Origin of the sequence: Polaribacter sp. IC066, assembly GCF_007997085.1 — a bacterium.
Classification (GTDB): Bacteria; Bacteroidota; Bacteroidia; order Flavobacteriales; family Flavobacteriaceae; genus Polaribacter.
Genome location: NZ_VORR01000061.1, coordinates 1 through 22,378 on the forward strand (window position 1 = coordinate 1; position 22,378 = coordinate 22,378).

Sequence of the window (22,378 nt, forward strand, 5' to 3'; positions counted from 1 at the left end):
AAGCGGGTGCTATTTTTAAAGTATTTGCATCAATAAATTTAGCAATATCTATATAAGAAGGATATGGGTTTCCTAGTAAGTTCCAGCTATTATCGTTTTGCGAAATGGCTGGGCTTATTTCATTTGTGGTTGGAAAACCTCCAGTAAAACTAAAATTACCAGCAGCACTTCTTAACATAGAATAACCAATACCTGCATTAAATGTTTCTGTCGTTCCTCCTTTAAAATAGCTCCAGCGGCCTGTAGCAAACGCTACACTATTATCATAGGTACTAATTCCTCTATTAAAATTTGCTGATATAGGAATCAAATTATCGGTTACCCAAGCGTTGTTATATTGCTCTCCAACTACAGGACTCGATACCAAATGCCAATTATTATCGGGAATGGCTAGATTATAAGTAATATTTCCTGTAGCAGTTCCTTTTACAATTAAAGAGCCACCACTGGTAATATTTAAAGAAGCGCCAGTAGCTATATCTAAATTATTTAATGAAACACCAATTGAAGCTCCAATTACTGGCTGTCTTACAGCTGTGCTTGGTATGACAATATTATCATCTAACAAGGGTGCAACAGATGTGTTCCAGTTGCCAGTTGTTGTCCAATTATTGTTGATGGCACCTGTCCATGTTTTAAATGTTGAAGCTGTTATAAAATTAAAAACACGAGACCAGCTACTCAAAACTCCCGAACCACAATTTGTCCTTACATAGGTATCATAATTTGTTGATTCACTAAGACCTGCAGCCTGAGCAGTTAAAGTTCCCATAGCTGTTGTTCCTGCAGCAATTGCAGTCGCAGTATTTGGTGCAACTCCAGCTGCCATTACCAGCCATTCATAACCGTTATCTGCTGTAGGTACAGTATTCCATGACAAGTCTACGGTTGTTGCAGAAATATTGGATACTCCTAAATTAACAGGTTCAGCACATCCTCTAAAAATTTTAATAAAACGAACGGTTTCTCTCCAGTAAAAGTAATCATCAATTTCACCTGCGGTATTTCTCCATTTTTCATTGTCATTTAGATCGCCAAATGGGGTAGTCAATCCAGAAGGGGCTAGAGCTGTTCTTTCCGCATACTCATTAAAAGAATTGATAATTACTGTTTTAGGCGCTACCTCTATTACCTTTGCCCAAGAATTTAAATAGTATGCACCGTTATTTCTTGGCGTATCTCCAGATGAGTTTATCTTATTTCTCCAAGCGGGCATTACAACCATCACATTTGGGTCTGCAACAGGGCCTGATGGGGTATTTGCCCAACCGTATAAACCAGGCTCATCAATTTCACCTTGGATCCACTGTAAATCAAACTTACTTTTAATACCATTTAAATTACCACTAGCAAGCCATGTTTGTCTATTTGCTTTACTTGCATAGTTACTTATTAAGGGTTTGTTTTCTGCTGTTGTGTAATAATTATTAGGATCTTTGCTATAGTAATCATCATAGACAATATTTGCCTCGTTTATTAAGGTATTGATATTATTATTAAATTGACTGCCACCAATTGCAAAGGAATATTTTAACTGTTTACTCACTGCATGTGCATTATTCCAAATCTGTACTCTTTCGATAAATTTCTCAGCACGATTAAGTATGTATCTGCCATCTGCATAAAGGTTATTGGTTTGATCAAAAATTACGAAATCAATACCCGCATCAACGATCATTTCTATATGTTCGTCAACAATGTCTTCATCCAAATTATCGTATTGATAATATCCTTTTGTCTTGCTAATGGGTAAATAGTCCATGTCCCAAGCTTGCCAGGTATTCGCAATATTAGGTTGGAATAACCTTCCAGTAGGATCACTCATCACATACCACTCTCCTGCCAACCTGTGTCTAATTGCGCCTTCCCTGTAGTAGTCTTTTGACTGATTACCATAAAAAATAACAGCATCGCTATGACCGTCACCATTAACATCTCCTAAAAACTGATTCGATGAACCGATTCCATGCGCTGCTAGCCAGCGCTTATCTGCTTTAAATCCAGTTCCATTTGATAATGAAACAAACCAGGTATTATTATCATCAAAAAAGAGAACAGCATCGGCTTTACCATCTGCGTCAACATCTCCTAAAAATTGATTCGCTGATCCGACACCATGCCCCGATATCCAAAGCGAGTAACCCGAAAATCCAGTTCCATTAGATACCGAAACATTCCAATCGCCAACATTTTCAGCAAAAACCACGGCATCGGCTTTACCATCTCCGTTCACATCTGCTAACATTTGATTGGTTGACCCGGTACCATGACCTGATGTCCAAAGCGCATACCCTCCAAATGTACTTCCATTTGATAATGACACATTCCATTCGCCAACACTATCAGCAAAGGCCACAGCATCCGCTTTACCATCTCCGTTCACATCTGCTAAGAATTGATTCGTTGATCCGGTACCATGACCTGATGTCCAAAGCGAGTAACCTCCAAATCCAGTTCCACTTGATAAGGAAACATACCATTCTCCACTAGCATTAAAAAATACAGCAGCATCGTCTTTACCATCACCATTCACATCAGCTAAAATTTGATTCGAAGACCCTGTACCATGCCCAGATCTCCAAAGAGTGTAAGCTTCAAATTCCTCTCCATTTGATAATGAAACATACCAGTCGCCGCTACCCCCAAAAAATGCAACAGCATCGGCTTTACCATCTCCATTCACATCTGCTAAAAATTGATTAGAGGATCCCCTACCATGGCCCGCTACCCAAAGATAATTGTTTTCTTTTGCGTGCCAAGTGCTATACCAAATACCAACTTTTGGGGTTGATGCTTGATTAGATGAACCCATAAAGCTTTTCGTTTTATTGCTGATTTTAGTAATATGCTCTTCATTATTTTGACCAACATTCTGTTTTTTAGTAACTGATTTTTGGCTGTGATTACCGTTTATTGTTACAGCCTGTGCAAATATATTTGCGCAAGTGTAAAGCAGTATAATGCATAAAAAGGAGTATTTTTTATTCATAAAAATTTATTTTTCCGTAAAAGTACGCTTTTTCAGTAAAAATAGGGTTTTTATCCACTATTTTAAGTGCTGCTTATTTTTTAAATTAGAACGATAAAGTACGTTCATAAGTAGTTAGAAACATCATTAGAGCAAGGAACTTCTAATTTTAAAATTCTGCGGTTAAGTGCTGCTCAAGGCTGCCTATCAGATTTACATACGAATAGTGCCATGCAATTGCCAAATCAGCTCCGTCCAGAAGGTTTAACGGAAACCTCTACTCAATACCTCGAAAAAAGTACAGGGTCTTATTTAGAAAAAGAGAACATGCAATACAATGTCGTAAATGACCTTGACAATACAGGCGGAGGTCGGTTTATAAAAGTTACGAATTTTAATGAAAACTCTACATCTATAAATGGTGCACTTAGTGAAGGCACGATACGATATAACAAAACCACCAACAAGCTTCAAGGATTTACGGGGAGTGTATGGGAAGATTTTCACTAAAAAATAAAATAAATGAATTTAAAAAATAAAATGACCATACTGTTTATGTTAACGGGTCTAAACGTTACAGTACATGCACAAAAAATAACGGTAGCTACCTACCACAAAATGGAACTTACAAAATATCAAAAAGTAATCAAACAATCTTTAGCCTATGGTGATGCCAATACAGCAATACAAGCCATACACAGTATTCTTGCGCTCAAAGAAAAAAACAGTAACTATAAGGATAGTTTAGTCAACCTTTATTTTGGTAGTGGTAAATACAACAGCAGCTTGCTGCTCTCTAAAGAGCTCTTGCTAAATAAACCACAAGACGAAGGGCTTTTAGAACTCCAAGCGCTCAGTTATCAAAATTTAGGAAACGCTGTAGAGGCAATTAAAAGTTATGAAAAATTAATACCTGTTTCAAATAATTTTTATCATGCTTACCAATTAGCGTATTTACAATTCTCTATAAAACGCTTGTTAGAAGCCTCTAAAACGTTAGATGTTGCCATGACCATGGAAAAAACAGCTACTATAAAAAAAATAGAACTTAGCTTCCCTTCTGTACAAGACCAAAACAAAACCCAAATCGTACCCTTAATGGCGGCTTTTTACAATTTAAGAGGTTTAATTTATTATGATTTAAAAGAGAATGAAAAAGCCAAAATTGCTTTTGAAACTGCTTTAAAAATAATGCCCACTTTTGAGTATGCACAACAAAGTTTAAATGCGATTGATATGATGGCAAAAACAAAAGAATAACTCCGTGTAGTTGTTGCATTTTAAAAACCTAAAGTTTTACTTTATGCAACGTTAAAGGTAGCACATTTTAATTTGTGCACACATACTAAAACCTAAAAGCAGCTGATGTACCATAGCTGATTTTAGGTTTTTTTTGTTGAGACTTCGTTTGCAAAACATCAAAATACAGATTTATGGCTTGCATGCAGTGCATAAATGAACAGCATACTTCAAAAAAATAAGTGCGAGATCCCGTGCTATTCAATTTGCATATTTTTAGATTTTTGGGTTTTTTAAGATTTCACGTTTCTAAACTTCTACGCTAAAGAGGAATGAATTCAATGGACAAAAAAAACATGAACAGCTTTTTACTTTTAAATTGAGAAGAACTTATTTATCTTTCCATATTCAAAAATAAGACCCAATTATGAAACCATCCTTTATAAAAAATTTGACTTTACCCGCAATTGCAGCTCCTATGTTTTTAATTTCTGGACCGCAACTGGTTATTGAATGTTGTAAAAACGGCATTGTAGGTACCTTCCCTGCCTTAAATCAACGTTCGTCTGAAGGTTTTGAGGAATGGTTGCTAGAAATAAAAGCTGCACTCGCAGATTTTGAAAAGGAAACAGGAAAAAAAGCGGCCCCTTTTGGCGTCAATTTAATTGTGCATAAAACAAATCCTAGATTACAAGCAGATTTAGCCTTGTGTGTACAACATAAAGTCCCGATAATTATTACTTCTTTGGGCGCCGTTTCTGAATTGGTAGATGCCGTGCATCGTTATGGTGGTTTAGTTTTTCATGATGTAATTAAAAAGCGCCATGCAGAAAAAGCTGCAGAAGCTGGCGTAGACGGGTTAATTTTAGTCTGTGCAGGTGCTGGTGGGCATGCAGGAACTTTACACCCGATGCCTTTTATCACCGAAATAAAAAGCTTTTTTAAGAAAACGATTATTCTTTCTGGCTGTATTAGTACGGGTAGAGATATTGCTGCTGCGTTACAAATGGGCGCAGATTTAGCGTATATGGGCACACGATTTATCAATACAAAAGAAAGTAAAGCCCCCGAAGAATATAGAGATATGATTATAAATGCGGGTGCAAGTGATATTGTGTACACTGCCGCAGTTTCTGGTGTTGCTGCCAACTTTTTAGCACCCAGCTTACAGGCAATGGGCATTAGCGAAGAAATGTTATCGCAAAAAAAGAAAGTTGATTTTGGTGATGAATTAACAGTTAAAAAGGACGAAGCGAAAGCTTGGGCAACTATTTGGTCTGCGGGGCAAGGTGTGGCTTCCATAACAAATTCACCGCACGTTAGCGAACTAGTTGCTACTTTAAAAAACGATTTTAAAAATGCTATTGAAGCACAAATAAAAAATTTAGAGGTGTATCAATAAAATTAAAAAACCTCACTTTTTATTATAAAAAGTGAGGTAATTTTTGGTTGTTTTACAACAATACTAAGTTCTGTGTAAAACATCATTAGTTTACAACACACATTTACAATGTATTTGTACCCTATATTATTTTTTAACTTTCTCTGATTTTTTGACTTTTTTAGAAGATTTCGCTTTTTTAGTATTTGGCATTTTACCTTTTATTCTTGCTTTTTCATCACGTATTGTTTCCATAAACTCTGAATTATAGGTGAAATCTTTTGCCAATTTTATAAAAGCCAATGCTTTGGGATAGTCTTTTAATTGCTCATGTAAAACAGCTTTCTTTACATATAAAAGTGCTTTATCAGATCCTTTTACTTTTAAAGCAAAATCGATAAATTCATCAACTTCTTTATAATCTTCATTCCATAAAAGTGTATTAATATAGGGCGTGTACACTTCAAAAGCATGCATATTTTCTGCTAAAGCTTGTTTAAAATACACAATAGCCTCCTCATATTTATACAATTTTTCTGCATATACTTTGCCCATTAATGTTAATGCCATGGTGTTTTTATCGTCATAAGACAAAGCAAAGCCCAAAGCCTCCATGGTTTCTTCTAAATCATACGAATAATTTTCTATTGCTTTAAAAACATAATTGTTTGTTAATGTTCCCATATTATTTTTATTTTAATCATTATCAGCAATCATCATGAAATACTGTCTCTAAAAATGGCTGTATTTCAAGAAATATCTTGTCCTGACTGATGTTTATGCTATTTTTTTTGTAAATAATTTTGTTCTTCTACTAATACTCCTTTGTTAAATTTGCTACTACAAAAAACGCGTATTTTTTTTCTAATTTTTGGAGTGTTGTTCTACTCGATTTTAAACTGTTTATACCGATGAATATTAAAAATACGTATTTTTTGTTTTGCTCTTTTAAGTGTCTTTTTTTATCAAATGAGGAACACTAGGCAGGCTGTTTTGTCAACAATTTTAAACCTTTTTACATTCTTTTCTTTCATCACACAAAAAAAACACAGGATACTGCTTTTAGAACCACTATAAGATTTCAATTTCAATACCTTGCCATTCTTTTAAATAGCTACACTCAACTTATAGCAGTTGCTTTTCCATTTCATTTTCTGTCTGTAAAATTACAAGCTGAATCTTAGGGTACCTATATTCTTATTAAAATATTTTTAACAAATTTACAACTGTTAGCGGATATTTCCTCGTCCTTTTTTCGATTGATGATTAAAATGTTTTCGCACTATTTTTTTTAGAGGTATTATTTAGGTTCTCTAAACAAAGCTACTTCATTTATAATAGGTCGTTCAGTACCTTTTACTTTTACATGCTGTTTGTTAATGAAACTCCATTTTGAAAAATAGCGGTAAGATTTGCAGCTAGTAACCTCGAAGTAATTATACTTTAAAGTTGTCTTACAATTTTATTCATTTTTCTTTTCCATTACCCTTTCGACTTCGCTCAAAATAAATTCCAAGAAACAAAAATCTAGACTTCTGATAATTTTATTGAATTCTACAAGATATTTCGCTATCGTGTCGAGACCGCAAAAGGGCTTTAGGAAAGGTAACCGCTTCCTATCTTTTGAATTCTCACTAAAATTATCGCATGTCGGGTTTAGACTGTGAGTGCTATATTCCGATATTTCGGGAGTAGAAATCTGTCATCTAACGCACGAAACTAATGATGGGCTTTCACAAAATAGGTTCTTTAAAAAGTAAACTTCTATTGATGCGAGTTTAATAACCACGAACCACGAAAAACGAACCACAAACCACAAACCACGAACAAAACCACGAACCACAAACCACGAACCACGAACCACGAAAACGAACCACGAACCACGAACCACGAACCACGAACCACGAACCACGAACCACGAACCACGAATCACGAACCACGAACCACGAACCACAAACCACGAACCACGAACCACAAACCACGAACCACGAACCACGAACCACGAAAAACGAACCACGAAAAACGAAAAACGAACCACGAACCACGAACCACGAACCACGAACCACCAAAAACGAAAAACGAACCACGAAAAACGAAAAACGAAAAACGAACCACGAAAAACGAAAAACGAACCACGAACCACGAACCACGAAAAACGAAAAACGAATCACGAAAAACGAAAAACGAACCACAAACCACGAACCACAAACCACGAACCACCAACCACGAACCACGAACCACGAACCACGAAAAACGAAAAACGAACCACCAAAAACGAATCATGTGATGACTTTTACAAAAAGGAGAATGCGTAAACGCACCTTTTTTAACAGTAAACGTAGTTTGTTACTTCGTAAAGACTTTTTGCAATGTTTTTTTCCGTTGTATTTTACCTGTTGCAGTTTCAACAAACTTCGCTACAAAATAAGTTTCCTTCGGTACTTCAAACTTTGAAAGATTGATACTTTCATATGTAATCTCTTGATGCTTCCCTTCTATCACTAAAATTAGTTTTTCGCCTAACTTTTCATCTTGTTTCCCAATCACAAAAAAGCGGTTTGTAATGATTGCCGCTAATTTTTCTTCAATCTTTTCGGGATGCAATTTTATTCCTCCAGAATTAATCACATTGTCAAAACGACCTAACCATTCAAATTGTCGATCAGAAACAAGTTGTACAACATCATTCGTAAAAATAACTGCTGCTGCCACTTTTGGCGCATGAATAACCAAACAATTTCTTTCATCTTTATAAATGGTTACGTTTGGTAAGGTGTGGTAAAAAGATTCATTTACAGCTTTAGCACTTGCTAATGTAAAATTATTTAACTTTTTAACGGCAATGTGCGTAATCGTTTCCGTCATGCCATAAGTAGCAAAAACATCCGTAGAAACACGTTGTAATTTTTCTTGCAATCTGCCAGAAACTACGCCCCCACCAACAATTATTTTTTTTATCAATTGAATGCTAGCAAGTGAATTCTCTAGCTGCAAAGGCACCATTGCAGCAAAATCATACACTTTATCAATCTCTTGTAATGGATGCGAATTTGTTTCGATAACATCTAATTGCCAGCCTAAAGTTAAGGCTCTTATCAGCATCATTTTACCTGCAATATAGTGTATTGGCAAACACAATAATGCGGAAGTATTTTCTTGTAAATCGAAATACAAACCCGTGGCTTTTGCTGAATGTATAACAAATTCTTTTTTCAAAGAAATTGGTTTTGGCGCGCCCGTAGAGCCCGAGGTTTGCACAATAATTGAATCGCTTTTAGAAAACCAACTTTCTAAAAACTGATGCATATCTTCAGAAAAAACTTTTGTATACGCTTGTAACTCCGCTACGGAAGAGAAAGAACTACTATTTAATTGAAACTTTTTATGAAAACTATTCTTTACCAAGACCTTCTACTATTTTATCATTTTCTTCTGCACTAATTGGTCTTTCTATGGCACCTGTAAGTTTCTCTTTCCAATTTGTCCAAGCATATTTTTTTGAAAAAAACAGCAACATTAAAGGATATAAAACAATAACAGGCAAAAACATCTCTAAAGTTACATTAGGTTCTGAAGTGTCGATAAATAACGCATCTGTCTGAAAAACCATCCAATCTGTAGTAACTAAAAAAGCGGCTAACACGTTATTTGCAGCGTGCAAACCTAAAGCTAGTTCTGTACCTTCATCCATTAACGTTGTTATTCCGTAAAATAAACCAGTGCCAATATAAAAAACCATCAAGATATACCCTAATTTCTCAACTTCCGGATTTGCACCATGCAACAATCCAAAACAAACCGAAGTTATGAGCAAAGGAACCCATCTATTTTTGGCTAAAATACCGATTCCTTGCATAAAATAGCCTCTAAATAATAATTCTTCTAAACTTGTTTGCAATGGCAACATTATGATAGAAATAGCCACTAAAATAAAAAATGGTTTTGCATTAAAATTATAGGTGTAAATTTCTGGCTCTATTAAAACACCTATAAAGGTTAGTATTACCACTAAAGTTCCCCAGGTTAAAAAACCAACCCAAAACCGCTTCCAGTCAATATTATTTCTACTTGTTACCAAAGAGGTAAACGTTCTATTATGGATTATTTTTATACTAAAAAACAAAAAAACAAACCCCACCACAAAAGTAAAAATCATTAGAAATAGAAATAAATTTTTATCGATTCCTAAACTCATAAAATTATTTAAACTCGCATTTGTAAACGCTTCTAAATTTTCTGAATACGCAAAAGCAACCGCCAATAATGGAATTCCTCCTAAAATTTGCCATCCAAAAAATACGACTAAAATAGTAATAAGCCAATAAATCCAATCACTTTTACCTTTGTATCCTTGTTGTATATAATTCATATTTTAAATTAAACCTGCTGCCATTGCAAAAGGTATTCTTTTTTAAATGATGTTAAAATTCCAATCTAACGCTGAATTGTAATGTAAAGTTCCGTTTTTAACTTCTAACGGACTTTCAAAATTATTGGTAAACAAGCCACCTGTTCCCAGCCCTTGTGGCCACTTACTTTGTAATGTAAAGGTAAATTGGGCAATTGCGTTTAAACCAATATTACTTTCTAAAGCAGAAGTAATCCACCAATCAGCCTTATTTTCTACGGCAATATCCATCCATTCTTTAGTGCCTGCAAAACCACCCAGCAAACTTGGTTTTAATATAATATACTGTGGTTTAATAGTTGCTATTAATTTTTTCTTTGCTTCGGATGAAAAAACACCAATTAACTCTTCATCTAAAGCAATTGGCAAAGGTGTTTTTAAACACAATTCTGCCATTTCTGCAATTTGCCCTTGTTTGATAGGCTGCTCTATAGAATGAATCTCTAAAGCCGATAATCTTTTTAATTTTTCTAATGCATTTTTTGGATTAAAAGCGCCATTTGCATCGACTCTTAACGTTATTTCATCCGAAGAAAATTCGTTTCTAATAGATTGTAACAGCTCCATTTCTGCATCAAAATCAATGGCACCAATTTTCATTTTGATGCATGAAAAACCTGCCTTTAGTTTTTCTTTAATTTGTGCTTTCATAAAGTCTTTCTCGCCCATCCAAATTAAACCATTAATATCAATGGCTTCGTTTCCTTTTGTAAATTCTGAAGGAAACAGCTCATACCGATCTTTACTTTTTAAAGATAAAAACGCTTGTTCTAATCCGAATTGAATGGATGGAAACTCAAGAAGTTCTTCTAACAATACAGGCAATCCGAGATGGATATTTTTACAAACCCATATTAATTTTTCTTCGTAAGTAGGCACATCATCAATACTTAAGCCTCTAAAAAGGCCGGCTTCTCCAATACCAATTGACTCATTTTCTTGTAAAATGATACACCAAGTTTCTTTGGTTCTTAAAACGCCACGAGAAGTACCACTTGGGTTTTTAAAATTTAGTATGTATTTTTTATAAGTCGCTTTTATCAACATAAAAATGATTTTAAACGTTTACTATTTTAGGTGTATTACTCTAATTTCATCAAAAAAAAATATGCCTAGCCATCACTAAAAACGATTCTCTAAAGGCTTTTGTGCTTCTAAAAATTCTTTAAAATTATCTAAATACACCTGACTTTGCCTTTCTAGTTTTCCTTTAAAATAAGGCAACATACAAGACATAATATAGGTTTTGCTGTTGCAAGAAGAATTGAGACTGATGGTGGTAATTCCGTTTTTTTCTGTAAAAACATAATCATCCTTTTTCAACATATTTTCAGCATCAAAATAAAAGGTCACTTTTTCATTTGGCACATACGCCAATATTCTTTGAATCATTTTAATTTCTTGATTCTGATTCTCAACAATAATATTATAAACACTTCCTGTTTTTCCGAAATTTTCATTGACCACCTCATACGATTTTATTTCAGGAATCCAGCTTTTAAAATTCTCATGCTTATTAAATTCACTAAAAACCATTTTAATTGGTTTGTCAATAGAAACTTCTGCGGCATAACTTGTTTCTTTTATAACGATGCCTGTAGCAAGAAAAGCAAAAACGAAAACAGATATGACACTTAAAATTATTTTGATTTTTTTCATAAAATGGTATTTAAAAAATAAGGCCAATTCCTAATAGAATTGCAAACAAAAAGGTACTTAATGCCACTTTTTTTAACTCACTATCTAGTTCAGCAGGCACTTTATTTTGTGCAACTGTTTTAATATTTTTAAGTAACGGAATAAAAGCGACTAAAAATATAAGTTGATAAATTGATGAAAAATCTAAAAAAACATAGATTAAAGCGGATACTAATGCACTTATGATTAAGAAATAATGATACTTCTTTGCTTTTTCTGTTCCTAATTTTACAACAAATGTATTTTTATCATTCTTAAGATCTTCTTCTCTGTCTCTTAAATTATTTAAATTTAAAACAGCGGTACTTAATAAGCCCACAGAAATTGCTGGCAAAAATATAGTAATATTGATAGATTTTGTATACATAAAATAACTCCCTACAACACTCACAAAACCAAAAAACACAAAAACAAAAACATCTCCAAAACCGCTATACCCATAAGCAGATTTGCCTACCGTATATTTTATAGCTGCCATAATAGAAGCAATTCCTAATAATAAAAACAAGATAGAATAGCCAAAGTTATCTTCGCCAAAAGCTACGTAAATCAATACTAGCGCAATGATTAAGGTAATGATCGACGTAACAACCATACCAGATTTCATTTGTTTAGGAGTAATTGCACCAGAGGCTACCATTCTTGCTTCGCCTGTTCTGTTTTTATCTGAACCTTTGATGCCGTCTCCATAATCATTTGCAAAATTTGATAACACTTGAAAACCAATTGTGGTAAAAATAGCTAAAATAAAAATCAAATAATTACGTTCATTTTGCGCACAACCAAGACATTCTTCAAGAATATTTGGTATCCTATTTTGATGATTATGTACTTTAAACCCCGCTAAAAAGCTTCCTACAATAATCCCTGAAACAGATAATGGTAAGGTTCTTAAACGCGCTGCTTTTATAAAACTTTTTACATCCATGAAGTCTTGCTAGTTTCTACTTTGTATAGTGTATGATTATAAATTTCTATAGCATCCTTAAACTGAATGCATGGTATTTTAATTTTGCCAGAAGCCGTTTGTAAAATAAGATCGGCAACATTGCTTCGCTTTTGAAAAATTGTTTGTTTCATTTTAATATTCTGAACTTTAAAAATTTCGAAATACGTATGATGTGTTTCCAACAAACCGCTGCCCAATAATAACATCGTTTCTGTTATTTTATAAAAACGTTTTTTTACTTTTTTAAGAATCAAAAAGATAATAAAAGGAAAAACGAAAACCGTTGAATATAAAATTTCTATCTGTTGAAAAATAAGGTATAAAAATGAGTACAATATAGTTATAAACAGAAAAACCCAAATAAACATTCTACGCTTGTAATACCCATCAGGATATTTTTTTTCTTCATTTTCTACATCTGTTGCATCAAATAAACGTTGCTTTATAATGGCTACCTGTTCTGCTTTACAGCCAACAATTCGTATTAATTTATTTTTCTTAACGTTTACTTTACCACTTACAGCTTGTTTAAAAGTGATAAAATAAATACCAATAAATCGTTTTAATGGATTTGTAGAAACCGTAATATTCTGAACTTTTTGTTTTTTTAAAATCGTCGTTTTTTTTGTGAATAAGCCTTGATTAATTTCGAAAGAGTCATCTTTTAAATACGTAGTTAAGTTAAAATGGATTAAAAATATTTTAACAAAAGAGCTCATCAATGCTATAAACGTTAAAAAAAATAATAACACAGTTACAAGAAAAAAGCTAGCCGAAAGTGCATTTGTGCTTTCTTCTATAAAACCATCGAACAAGGCGGTGTCTCCTAAACTAGAAACAATTTGTTCTATTTGTTGAAAAAAACCAAGAATAATAGCCAAAAAAAGCACTAAATTTTGAAGATGATTTTCTGTAAGACTTACTTTAAAAAGTTCTTTTATGCCGATTTTTATCAACGGTTTTGTTTCATCCTTTTCGGTAGGATGCTGATTAAATTGAGTGTTTTTTGAAATAAGTTCTTTTAAAGCCTCTGCTTTCTCTAAAGACAATGCTTTGATAGCAATTTCTGTTTTTTTAGATCCCGCAGTTTCTACACTTACCTCAAAAACACCTATAATTTGCTGAATGATGTTCTGTTTAAAATTGATGTTTTGAATTCTATGAAAAGGAATCGAAGTAGTTGTTTTTTTAAGAATTCCTTGTTTTAAAATAAAACGTTCATCGGCTATTTTAAACTGAAAATTTTTATAAATCAAATAGGCTCTCGCCAATAACAGTAATAATAACACGACTAAACCCAAATAGATATAATTACCAACAATGCTAAATACTTTAGAGAAATCTTTTAAAATTAAGAAAAGTAATAGCCACGTTACTCTAATTACTTTGTAAATAAGATTGGTATAAATGACTAAAATCCCTTTCGGTGATTGTCTTGAAAAGTTAGAAAAATCAAAAGAATTATTCATTAATTTTTGTAGTAATAAACTCTTTAATTTGCAATGCTTCTTCTTTTGTAATTCCTTTAATGACCAAATCGTCACTACTATCGCCTGCAGTATAAACACTCAAAGACGATAAACCAAAAATTCTTGAAATCGGTTTTTCATCAGTTTCTACATGCTGAATTCTTGAAAACGGAACGGTTGTTAATCTTTTAACCAACAAACCCTCTTGGTAAGAAATGTCTTTTTCTCTGATAGCATATTTTCTCTTTGCAAAACTTGCTAATAAATACCCTAAAATAGATCCAGAAACAATGAGAAATAACAGGTAAATAGCAATGATAAACGCATTTATTTCAGGTGTAAATACTTGCTGATGCAAAACAATTAAACCTATTAAAAACAGCATAAAAACTAAAGAAAAGTTAATCAACATTACTTTTAAATAAAGTTTATTGATGTTTTTAAATTCAGTTTTTGTAATATCAGGAAAAGAAGTAATCGTATTATTTTGAAAAGTATCTGTCATAAAAAAATTACTATTGTAAAGCCTCTGTGATAGAAATTGGATTGTTGTTTTTTAAGGCTTGCACAAATGCTCCTTTATACGCTTTCATTAACTTTAGCCTATAAGCTCTTGCTTCTTCATAAGTTTTAAATGTGCCTAAACTATATTTTGATAAAGAATTTTCTTCATAAATACGTACGCTATCAATAGCTGCTAATTTTTCATTTTTATTTCTTAACGCTGCTATTTGAACTGTAAAGACAAGCTTTAAAACTTCTTCTTCACTAGTATCCTCATCAACCTGTACAACCGTTTCTATTAAAACCGGTTCTATAACTTCTTCATTCTCTTTTTTGAGTCCTTTTTTTCCGCAAGACAAAATGAATACTAAAATAAATAATAAAGTGGCTATATTTTTCATGTTCTATAAATTATTAGCTTCTGCAATTAATTCTGCAATATCTTTTACGACAACATTAGCTTCTTTTTCTTTAAACTTAATGCCATCTGTCATCATAGTATTGCAATAAGGACAACCGGTTGCAATAATTTGTGGTTTGGTTTCTAAAGCTTCTTCTGTTCGTAAAATATTTATTTCTTTATCTCCTCTTTCTGCATCTTTAAACATTTGTGCCCCACCTGCCCCACAACATAAAGCGGTAGATTTATTGCGCTTCATTTCTGTTAAATTAACGCCTAATCTTTTAATTAAATCTCTTGGAGATTCATATACTTCATTGCCTCTGCCTAAATAACAAGGATCATGAAACGTTACTCTTTTTCCTTTTAAAGTGGTATCATCGATTTTTAAACGACCTTCTTTTAATAGGTTTTGTATAAATTGTGTGTGATGGTACACTTCATATTTTCCGCCTAAAGAAGGGTATTCATTTTTAAGCGTGTTAAACGAATGAGGATCGCAGGTAACTATTTTCTTTACTTCGTATCCGTTTAAAATTTCGATATTCATCATCGCTTGCATTTGAAACAAAAATTCGTTTCCTGCTCTTTTTGCTGCATCACCCGTAGAAGACTCTTCTACGCCCAAAACTGCAAAATCTACATTTGCCTGATGTAATATTTTTACAAATGCTCTCGATATTTTTTTTGCTCTATCATCATAACTTCCTGCCGCTCCAACCCAAAACAACACTTCTGGTTGCTTGCCTTGAGCCATCATATCTGCCATTGTTGGTACTTTCATACACTATCATTTTTTAGTTATAAGTCTTTCGTTTTTTGTAACAAAGACTTCTACATATTTTTAATTTACCTTGTTCACTTTAAAGTTTGAGTTCTATTTACAAATCATTAAAAACGCATCCTTCAAAATTTAGTTACTCTTCATTTGCCCAGTTTAGCCTGTCTTGTTGGTTGTACTGCCATGGTGCACCGTTATTCTCTACATTGGTCATCATCATGTTTAATTCTTGTGGTGCTGCACTTTCTTCCATGACTAAATATCTTCTCATATCCATAATTATTGATAACGGATCGATATTTACAGGACATTCTTCTACACAAGCATTGCAACTTGTACACGCCCACAATTCTTCTGGAGAAATATAATCATTTAATAATTGTTTACCATCGTCTACAAAAGTTCCTTTATTTGCATCAATATTTCTACCTACTTCTTCTAAACGATCTCTTGTATCCATCATAATTTTACGAGGAGATAGTTTTTTACCCGTTAAACTTGCCGGACACGCCGATGTACATCGTCCGCATTCTGTACAAGTATATGCGTTTAATAATTGCACCCAACTTAAATCTGCCACATCACTTGCACCAAACTTTTCTGGTACAGTTTCTTCTGCATCTTCCGCTGGCATTGCGTATGGATCGGCATCTGGATCCATCATTAACTTCACTTCACTAGTAACCGATTCTAGGTTGGTAAATTGTCCTTTAGGATTTAAATTCGCAAAATACGTGTTTGGAAATGCTAATAAAATATGTAAATGCTTTGAATAATATAAGTAATTTAAGAAAGTTAAAATACCTAAAATATGAATCCACCATGCCGTTCTCTCTATGGTATGCAACGCTTCTAGTGAAAAACTATTGAATAACGGTGCAATAAACTGACTTATCGGATTTCCAATTCCTGCATCTTGAAACGGAACATCTGTGGCATTCATCACGATAAACAAAGTCATTAAAATCATCTCAAAATAGATAATATAATTGGCGTCTTTTTTGGGCCATCCTTTCATTTCGGCACTCATAAAACGCTTAATATTTGCTACATTTCTTCTGGTCCAGAATAAAACAACGGCAACAAACACCAGTGCTGCAAAAATCTCAAAAGTTCCGATTAAAAAAGCATATATCCCGTCACCAATAACCGCTTTAAAAATTCTATGACTACCTACTAAACCATCTATAATAATTTCTAAAACTTCAATATTAATAATAACAAAACCAATATACACGATTACGTGTAAAAATCCTGAAAACGGTCTTTTTATCATTTTAGATTGCCCAAGAGCAATCATCATCATGTTTTTTAAACGTTCAGGTTTTTTATCTGTTCTGTTTACATCTTTTCCTAAATTGATATTTCTTGATAATTTTCTGATGTTCATCACAAAAAAACCGATACCTACTATAAGCGCTAGTGCAAAAAGCACAATTGGTACATATTGCATATTTATTTTTTACAGTATTATTGTTTTAATTCTTTAATTTCTTCTTTTAAATCTTCTATTAATTCTGATTGTTGCGCATTGGGTGTAAAAGGTTTTGCCTTTTTACCAAATAGCGAAAAATGAACATATCTTTTAGGATTTAATTTTAAATCTCTTAATAACTCTTCTAATTCTTTCGTTGCTGCTTCTATATTATTATACAAAGCATCATCATTCACCAATTTACCGATAGAGCCTTCATCTGAATTTAATTTCATTGATAATTGGTTAAAGTTATCAACCGTATTTTCAGCTTTTCTTACAATATCGTTAATGTTCACCATTGTTAAGCTATCGGATACTTTACTCAAATTAGAGGTAATGTCTTTCGTGTTTTTAAGTGTTACTTTTAAATTTTGTTGATTATCAAGTATCAAAGTATTCACAGTGCTAATCGTTGTCCTTAAATCACTAATAATTCCTGCTAAATTAGAAACTGAAGTATTTACACCTTCAATTGTGTCATCATTCAAAATTTTGTTAACACCACTAAATAAAGTATCTGCTCTAACAATCACTTTTTCTATTTTTTGCTGCAGCGGATCTAATCGTTCTCCGATTGATGTAAAGAGACTTTCTTCCATTTCTCCTACCAGCGTATCTCCAGAAACAGCAATTTCACCTTCATAATTTGGCACAATCGCCAAACTTGAGCCTGCTATTGGGTTTGGAGAATATATTCTGACAATACTTTTTTTAGAAAACTCAAAATCACTCTCTACATTAAAGCTTACAATTAAATGTCCTCTTTTTTCTGGTGTTTTATTAAATACAATATCATTTACTTTCCCTACTTTTAAGCCGTTTAAAGTTACTGCACTCGCTTTATTTAAACCTCCTATTTTTGTGTATTCAACATTAAAAGAACGAGCCTCGCCGTCTAATAAATCGTGTCCTTTTAAAAAGTTGAATCCCCATATAAAGGCAATCACAATTATGATTACTACAGCTCCTGTTTTTAATTCTTTAGTCATAAATACAATTTTACCTACAAAATTACTAATAATTATCGGTTGCTACTGCCAAAATTAAGGCATTTTATTCACTTCTTTTACAGATACTTTTTCGCCATTTTTAAATGCTACCATAAATGCCGTTTTATACCCTTTCTTTTTAGCGATCGATAACGACGTTTGCGCCTCATTAAAAGATACCGTAACGCCATAATAATATTTGTAATAGTTTCCTACTTTTACTCTTTGAACATTTTTTAAACCCTTAAAATTATACGATTTTAACGCTATTTCATTTTTACCAGAAGCTATTTGTACCTTAAACTCAATTGCTTCTTTTATACTATTACTACTATTTTCATTCGTAACTTCTTCTAAAATGGTATTCATTTTTAGATTGCTCACATAATTAACAATGGCATCTGCAATTGATGTTCCCATTTGCTGCTGGCCTTTTTGAGAATTTAAATATCTGCCTTCATATGTATTGGTTAAAAAACCTAGTTCTACCAAAACGCTTGGCATAATGGTTTCTCGCAAAACTTGAAAATTATCTTGCTTTACTTTTCGGTCATTTCTTTTCAATTTAACCGTAAAGTTATTCTGAATTAAGCTTGCTATTTCTAAACTTTTATCTAAATTTTCTTCTTGTAACAGTGATAAACCAATTACAGATTCCACAGAATTAGCATCAAATCCTTTATATCTCTCCTGATAATTGTCTTCTAGAAGAATGGCTGAATTTTCTCTTTTAGCAATTTCTAAATTTTTTTTATTCCCTCTTAATCCTAAAACAAAAGTACCCGCACCGTATGCGTTAGACGTGTGAGAATCGCAATGAATAGAAACAAACAAGTCTGCTTTTGCTGTATTGGCAATATCGCCTCTTTTCCATAAATCGATAAAAACATCTGTATCTCTGGTGTAAAGAACGTTTATATCTTGATTTTTATTTAATTCTTTGCCTACTAGTAAAGCTACTTTTAAAGCAATATTCTTTTCTTTATAACCGTTTCCTAAATTGCCAGGATCTTTACCTCCATGCCCCGCGTCTATAACAATTGTATAGCTCTTTTGAGCAAATGTTGTAAAACAAGAACCTAGAATTAGCAGTGAGAGCGCTAAAAAAAAGGGTTTTTTAAATTTGGCATTAATTTTGCTGTCGTGTATAAAGTTCATCAATAAAATTTAACTATTTTTGGCTTCATTAATTTTGAGTTTCAAATATTGAGCCATACTTTTACTCGCGTACAAAAATAGCATTTATAGCCTTGCAATCAAACCTATCATACTTACTTTTATTTTGCTGTTTCTTTTTTATAAAGATTGGGTTTTCACAAGATATTAAATCAACAGATAAAATTGTAATTCCTTTGGTTCAAAAAGATAGCATTTTTGCTCAAAAAAAGGATTCTTTATTTCTTACTAAAAGAGATAGTCTGCTTTTAAAGGAGAAAGATTCTGTTTCTTTAGACTCTTTAAAGGTAAAAGAAACTTTAGAAGATTTGATTATTCATGTTGCAAAAGATTATACCATTCAGAATGCGAAAGACAAAACGGTTACGCTTTACAATGAAGCGAATATTACCTATACGGATATTGATCTAAAAGCAGGGATTATAATTATAGACTATAAAAAGAGCACTCTTTTTGCCAAAGGAATTATAGATAGCACGGGCTATACACAAAGACCTGTTTTTAAACAAGGAGGTTTAGAATCTGAACAAGATTCTATTGTCTATAATTTTAAAAGTAAACGTGCTTTAATATATGGTTTAAAAACCAAACAAGGAGAAATGTTTACCTACGGCGAAAAAACCAAACGGGTAAATGATTCTACCGTGTATATTAGAAAAATACGTTTTACCACTTCAGAAAAAGAAATACCCGATTATTATATCAGAACAAACAAGGCAAAATTAGTACCCGGTAAAAAAATCATTGTAGGCTTAAGTAATTTAGTTTTGGCAGATGTACCGACGCCTCTGTTTTTACCTTTTGCGTATTTTCCGATGACAGAAACCAGTGTTTCGGGATTTTTAATTCCGGCTTTTGATACAGGAAGTAGCGATCGAGGAATTGGTTTTCAAAACGGAGGATATTATTTTGCATTAAGTGATTATGCCGATTTAAGCGTTACTGGTGATGCTTGGTCTAACGGAAGTTGGGGGTTAAGAACAAATTCTAATTATAGCAAACGGTACCGATTTAATGGTACTTTTAGTTTCAATTTCGAAAATATCATTAATGGTATTAGAGGTTTTGATGATTATTCTAAATCGAACAATTTTAATGTTAGATGGAATCATAGTCAGGATGCAAAAGCAAGTCCTAATTCGAGATTTACAGCTTCTGTAAATTTAGGAAGTAGTAGTTTTTTTAGAGAATCTTTAAATCAGTTAAACCTTGCTCAAACTCAAAACAACACCTTTAACTCCTCTGTAAATTATAGTAAAACTTTTGTTGGCACCCCATTTAACATGGCGGTTACCGCATCACATCAGCAAAACACAAATACAGAAAGTATTTCAATGACCCTGCCATCATTAACTTTAAACATGAATAGAATTTACCCTTTTCAGGGTAAAGACGGTATCAAAAAGAACCCTATTCAAAAATTAGGTTTTAATTATAATATGCAAGGTCAGTATTTAATTAATACGACAGATGATGAGTTTTTAACAAAAAAGATGTTTGAAACAGCAAGATCTGGTGTGCGACATAAAACAGGGACCAATACAAATATAAAGGCCTTTAAATATTTTACCTTATCACCAAGTGCTAACTACGAAGAAACTTGGAACTTTAATTTTATCGAAAAGAACTTTAATGAGAATACCAATCAAGTAGAAGTAGATACCTTAACGGGCTTTAAAAGTTATAGAACCTATAATTTAGGTGCTGGTTTATCGACCAATATTTACGGAACTTTTAACTTTAAAAAAGGACGTTTAAAAGCGATAAGACACACCTTTAGACCGACCATATCTTACACGTATAGACCAGATTTTGGTACAAAATATATACAACAGGTGCAACAAAGTGAAGATCGTTCAGACCTTGCAAATTATACCATTTTTGAACAAAGTTTATATGGAGCGCCATCTACAGGATTAAGTAATTCTATCGGTATTTCTTTAAACAACGTTTTAGAGGCTAAAGTTGCGCCTAAAGATCCTGATAGTGATGAGGAAGACGCAAAAGTTACCCTTTTAAATAATTTAAATTTTAGTAGTTCTTATGATATTACAAGAGATAGTTTAAGATGGTCTAATGTTTCTTTTAGTGCAGGTACCCGATTATTTAAAGACAAGTTAGCTTTGAACTTTAACGGAACTTTAAATCCTTATCAAGTAGTAGAAGTTGATGGTCGTGCTGTGACTATTGATAAATTTAATCCAAATATTTTTAGATTAACCAATGCTAATTTAACGGCAAACTATTCTATTTCTAGCACAGATTTTGATGAAAGCAAAAAAAATGATAGCGCTGAAGATAAAAATGGAAACGGTGCTAACAACCCGCCAGACACCATGGGTGCAGAAATAGATCCAACCAATAGAGTTGGTAGACAAACCCAAGCTACTGATGATAACAAAACCACCACTACAAACTTATACAGGGCAAAAATACCGTGGTCTGTAAATTTAGTTTATTCTGCTAATTATACCAACAACGGTTTAGAGCCAGGAAGTGTTGGGGTTCACACAGTAGGTTTTAGTGGTAATATTGAGTTGTCTCCTAAATGGAAAGTTGGTTACTCTTCTGGTTATGATATAAAAAATGGAGCGCTATCGTTTTCTAGATTTAATTTCAACAGAGATTTAGATAGCTGGCAATTCAATTTTAACTGGGTTCCTTTTGGTACAAATTCTTCGTATACCTTTTTTATTGGTGTGAAATCATCTACACTAGCTGATCTAAAATGGGATAAAAATAAGCCACCAGATAGAAGGTTGTTTTAGTGGTTAGTGGTTAGTGGTTAGTGGTTAGTAGTTAGTAGTTAGTAGTTAGTGGTTAGTGGTTAGTGGTTAGTGGTTAGTGGTTAGTGGTTAGTGGTTAGTGGTTAGTGGTTAGTGGTTAGTGGTTAGTGGTTAGTGGTTAGTGGTTAGTGGTTAGTGGTTAGTGGTTAGTGG

At 33.0% G+C, this 22,378-nt stretch carries 19 protein-coding genes; 4 read left to right on the forward strand and 15 right to left on the reverse strand.

Features of this window, described 5'->3' with window-relative positions; genetic code table 11:
• Nucleotides 1-2,989, reverse strand: a 2,989-nt coding sequence (locus tag ES044_RS15960; protein ID WP_190311502.1) for an FG-GAP-like repeat-containing protein, incomplete at its 3' end; no start/stop codon positions are given.
• A gap of 210 nt (nt 2,990-3,199) precedes the next feature.
• Between ES044_RS15960 and ES044_RS15965 the strand changes: the two genes are divergently transcribed.
• The 3 genes from ES044_RS15965 to ES044_RS15975 all read left to right on the forward strand — a co-directional run bounded on the left by ES044_RS15965 (nt 3,200) and on the right by ES044_RS15975 (nt 5,609).
• Entirely contained in the window at nt 3,200-3,478 is a 279-nt protein-coding gene (locus tag ES044_RS15965) for a hypothetical protein (RefSeq protein ID WP_147119720.1), read from the forward strand.
• A gap of 12 nt (nt 3,479-3,490) precedes the next feature.
• Nucleotides 3,491-4,228 carry a tetratricopeptide repeat protein gene (locus tag ES044_RS15970; protein ID WP_147187367.1) on the forward strand — a complete coding sequence of 246 codons (738 nt, stop codon included), beginning with the start codon at nt 3,491-3,493 and terminating at the stop codon, nt 4,226-4,228.
• Nucleotides 4,229-4,634: 406 nt separating this feature from the next.
• A complete protein-coding gene (locus ES044_RS15975; protein ID WP_147187368.1) occupies nt 4,635-5,609 on the forward strand; it encodes an NAD(P)H-dependent flavin oxidoreductase in 975 nt (324 codons plus the stop codon).
• A 126-nt stretch (nt 5,610-5,735) separates the two neighbouring features.
• Here ES044_RS15975 and ES044_RS15980 read toward each other — a convergent pair whose 3' ends face one another.
• From ES044_RS15980 to ES044_RS16045, 14 genes are all read right to left on the reverse strand, one after another.
• The gene (locus tag ES044_RS15980) at nt 5,736-6,272 is read right to left on the reverse strand and encodes a tetratricopeptide repeat protein (RefSeq protein ID WP_147119717.1); all 537 of its coding nucleotides are present in this window, start codon (nt 6,270-6,272) and stop codon (nt 5,736-5,738) included.
• Between the two features lie 1,018 nt (nt 6,273-7,290).
• Entirely contained in the window at nt 7,291-7,647 is a 357-nt protein-coding gene (locus tag ES044_RS15985; RefSeq protein WP_147187369.1) for a hypothetical protein, read from the reverse strand.
• A gap of 287 nt (nt 7,648-7,934) precedes the next feature.
• Nucleotides 7,935-8,993, reverse strand: a complete 1,059-nt coding sequence (locus ES044_RS15990; RefSeq protein WP_147187370.1) for an AMP-binding protein — start codon at nt 8,991-8,993, stop codon at nt 7,935-7,937.
• On the reverse strand, nt 8,980-9,957 hold the full coding sequence (locus tag ES044_RS15995; protein ID WP_147119714.1) for a CPBP family intramembrane glutamic endopeptidase: 978 nt from the start codon (nt 9,955-9,957) through the stop codon (nt 8,980-8,982). The genes ES044_RS15990 and ES044_RS15995 overlap by 14 nt, the downstream gene beginning before the upstream one ends.
• A gap of 42 nt (nt 9,958-9,999) precedes the next feature.
• Nucleotides 10,000-11,043, reverse strand: a complete 1,044-nt coding sequence (locus ES044_RS16000; protein ID WP_190311503.1) for an o-succinylbenzoate synthase — start codon at nt 11,041-11,043, stop codon at nt 10,000-10,002.
• Between the two features lie 75 nt (nt 11,044-11,118).
• A complete protein-coding gene (locus ES044_RS16005; protein WP_147119713.1) occupies nt 11,119-11,655 on the reverse strand; it encodes an SRPBCC family protein in 537 nt (178 codons plus the stop codon).
• Nucleotides 11,656-11,665: 10 nt separating this feature from the next.
• The gene (gene menA, locus ES044_RS16010; protein ID WP_147119712.1) at nt 11,666-12,622 is read right to left on the reverse strand and encodes a 1,4-dihydroxy-2-naphthoate octaprenyltransferase; all 957 of its coding nucleotides are present in this window, start codon (nt 12,620-12,622) and stop codon (nt 11,666-11,668) included.
• Nucleotides 12,613-14,112, reverse strand: coding sequence for a PH domain-containing protein (locus tag ES044_RS16015; protein ID WP_147187371.1), 1,500 nt, complete (start codon nt 14,110-14,112; stop codon nt 12,613-12,615). The genes menA and ES044_RS16015 overlap by 10 nt, the downstream gene beginning before the upstream one ends.
• Nucleotides 14,105-14,617 (reverse strand): PH domain-containing protein, encoded by a 513-nt coding sequence (locus ES044_RS16020; RefSeq protein ID WP_147119710.1) that lies wholly within the window; start codon nt 14,615-14,617, stop codon nt 14,105-14,107. The genes ES044_RS16015 and ES044_RS16020 overlap by 8 nt, the downstream gene beginning before the upstream one ends.
• Nucleotides 14,618-14,627: 10 nt before the next feature.
• Complete coding sequence (locus ES044_RS16025; protein WP_147119709.1) at nt 14,628-15,017, reverse strand: SPOR domain-containing protein; 390 nt, start codon at nt 15,015-15,017, stop codon at nt 14,628-14,630.
• 3 nt (nt 15,018-15,020) lie between these two features.
• Nucleotides 15,021-15,800 carry a (Fe-S)-binding protein gene (locus tag ES044_RS16030; protein WP_147119708.1) on the reverse strand — a complete coding sequence of 260 codons (780 nt, stop codon included), beginning with the start codon at nt 15,798-15,800 and terminating at the stop codon, nt 15,021-15,023.
• Nucleotides 15,801-15,933: 133 nt separating this feature from the next.
• A complete protein-coding gene (locus ES044_RS16035) occupies nt 15,934-17,250 on the reverse strand; it encodes a (Fe-S)-binding protein (protein ID WP_147119707.1) in 1,317 nt (438 codons plus the stop codon).
• A 17-nt stretch (nt 17,251-17,267) separates the two neighbouring features.
• Nucleotides 17,268-18,263: an MlaD family protein gene (locus tag ES044_RS16040; protein ID WP_147187372.1), complete on the reverse strand. Its 996-nt coding sequence runs from the start codon at nt 18,261-18,263 to the stop codon at nt 17,268-17,270.
• 54 nt (nt 18,264-18,317) lie between these two features.
• Nucleotides 18,318-19,421, reverse strand: a complete 1,104-nt coding sequence (locus ES044_RS16045) for an N-acetylmuramoyl-L-alanine amidase (protein ID WP_147187373.1) — start codon at nt 19,419-19,421, stop codon at nt 18,318-18,320.
• A 92-nt stretch (nt 19,422-19,513) separates the two neighbouring features.
• Here ES044_RS16045 and ES044_RS16050 point away from each other — a divergent pair, with 92 nt between their 5' ends.
• Entirely contained in the window at nt 19,514-22,207 is a 2,694-nt protein-coding gene (locus tag ES044_RS16050; RefSeq protein WP_190311504.1) for a putative LPS assembly protein LptD, read from the forward strand.
• The last annotated feature ends 171 nt before the right edge of the window (nt 22,208-22,378 follow it).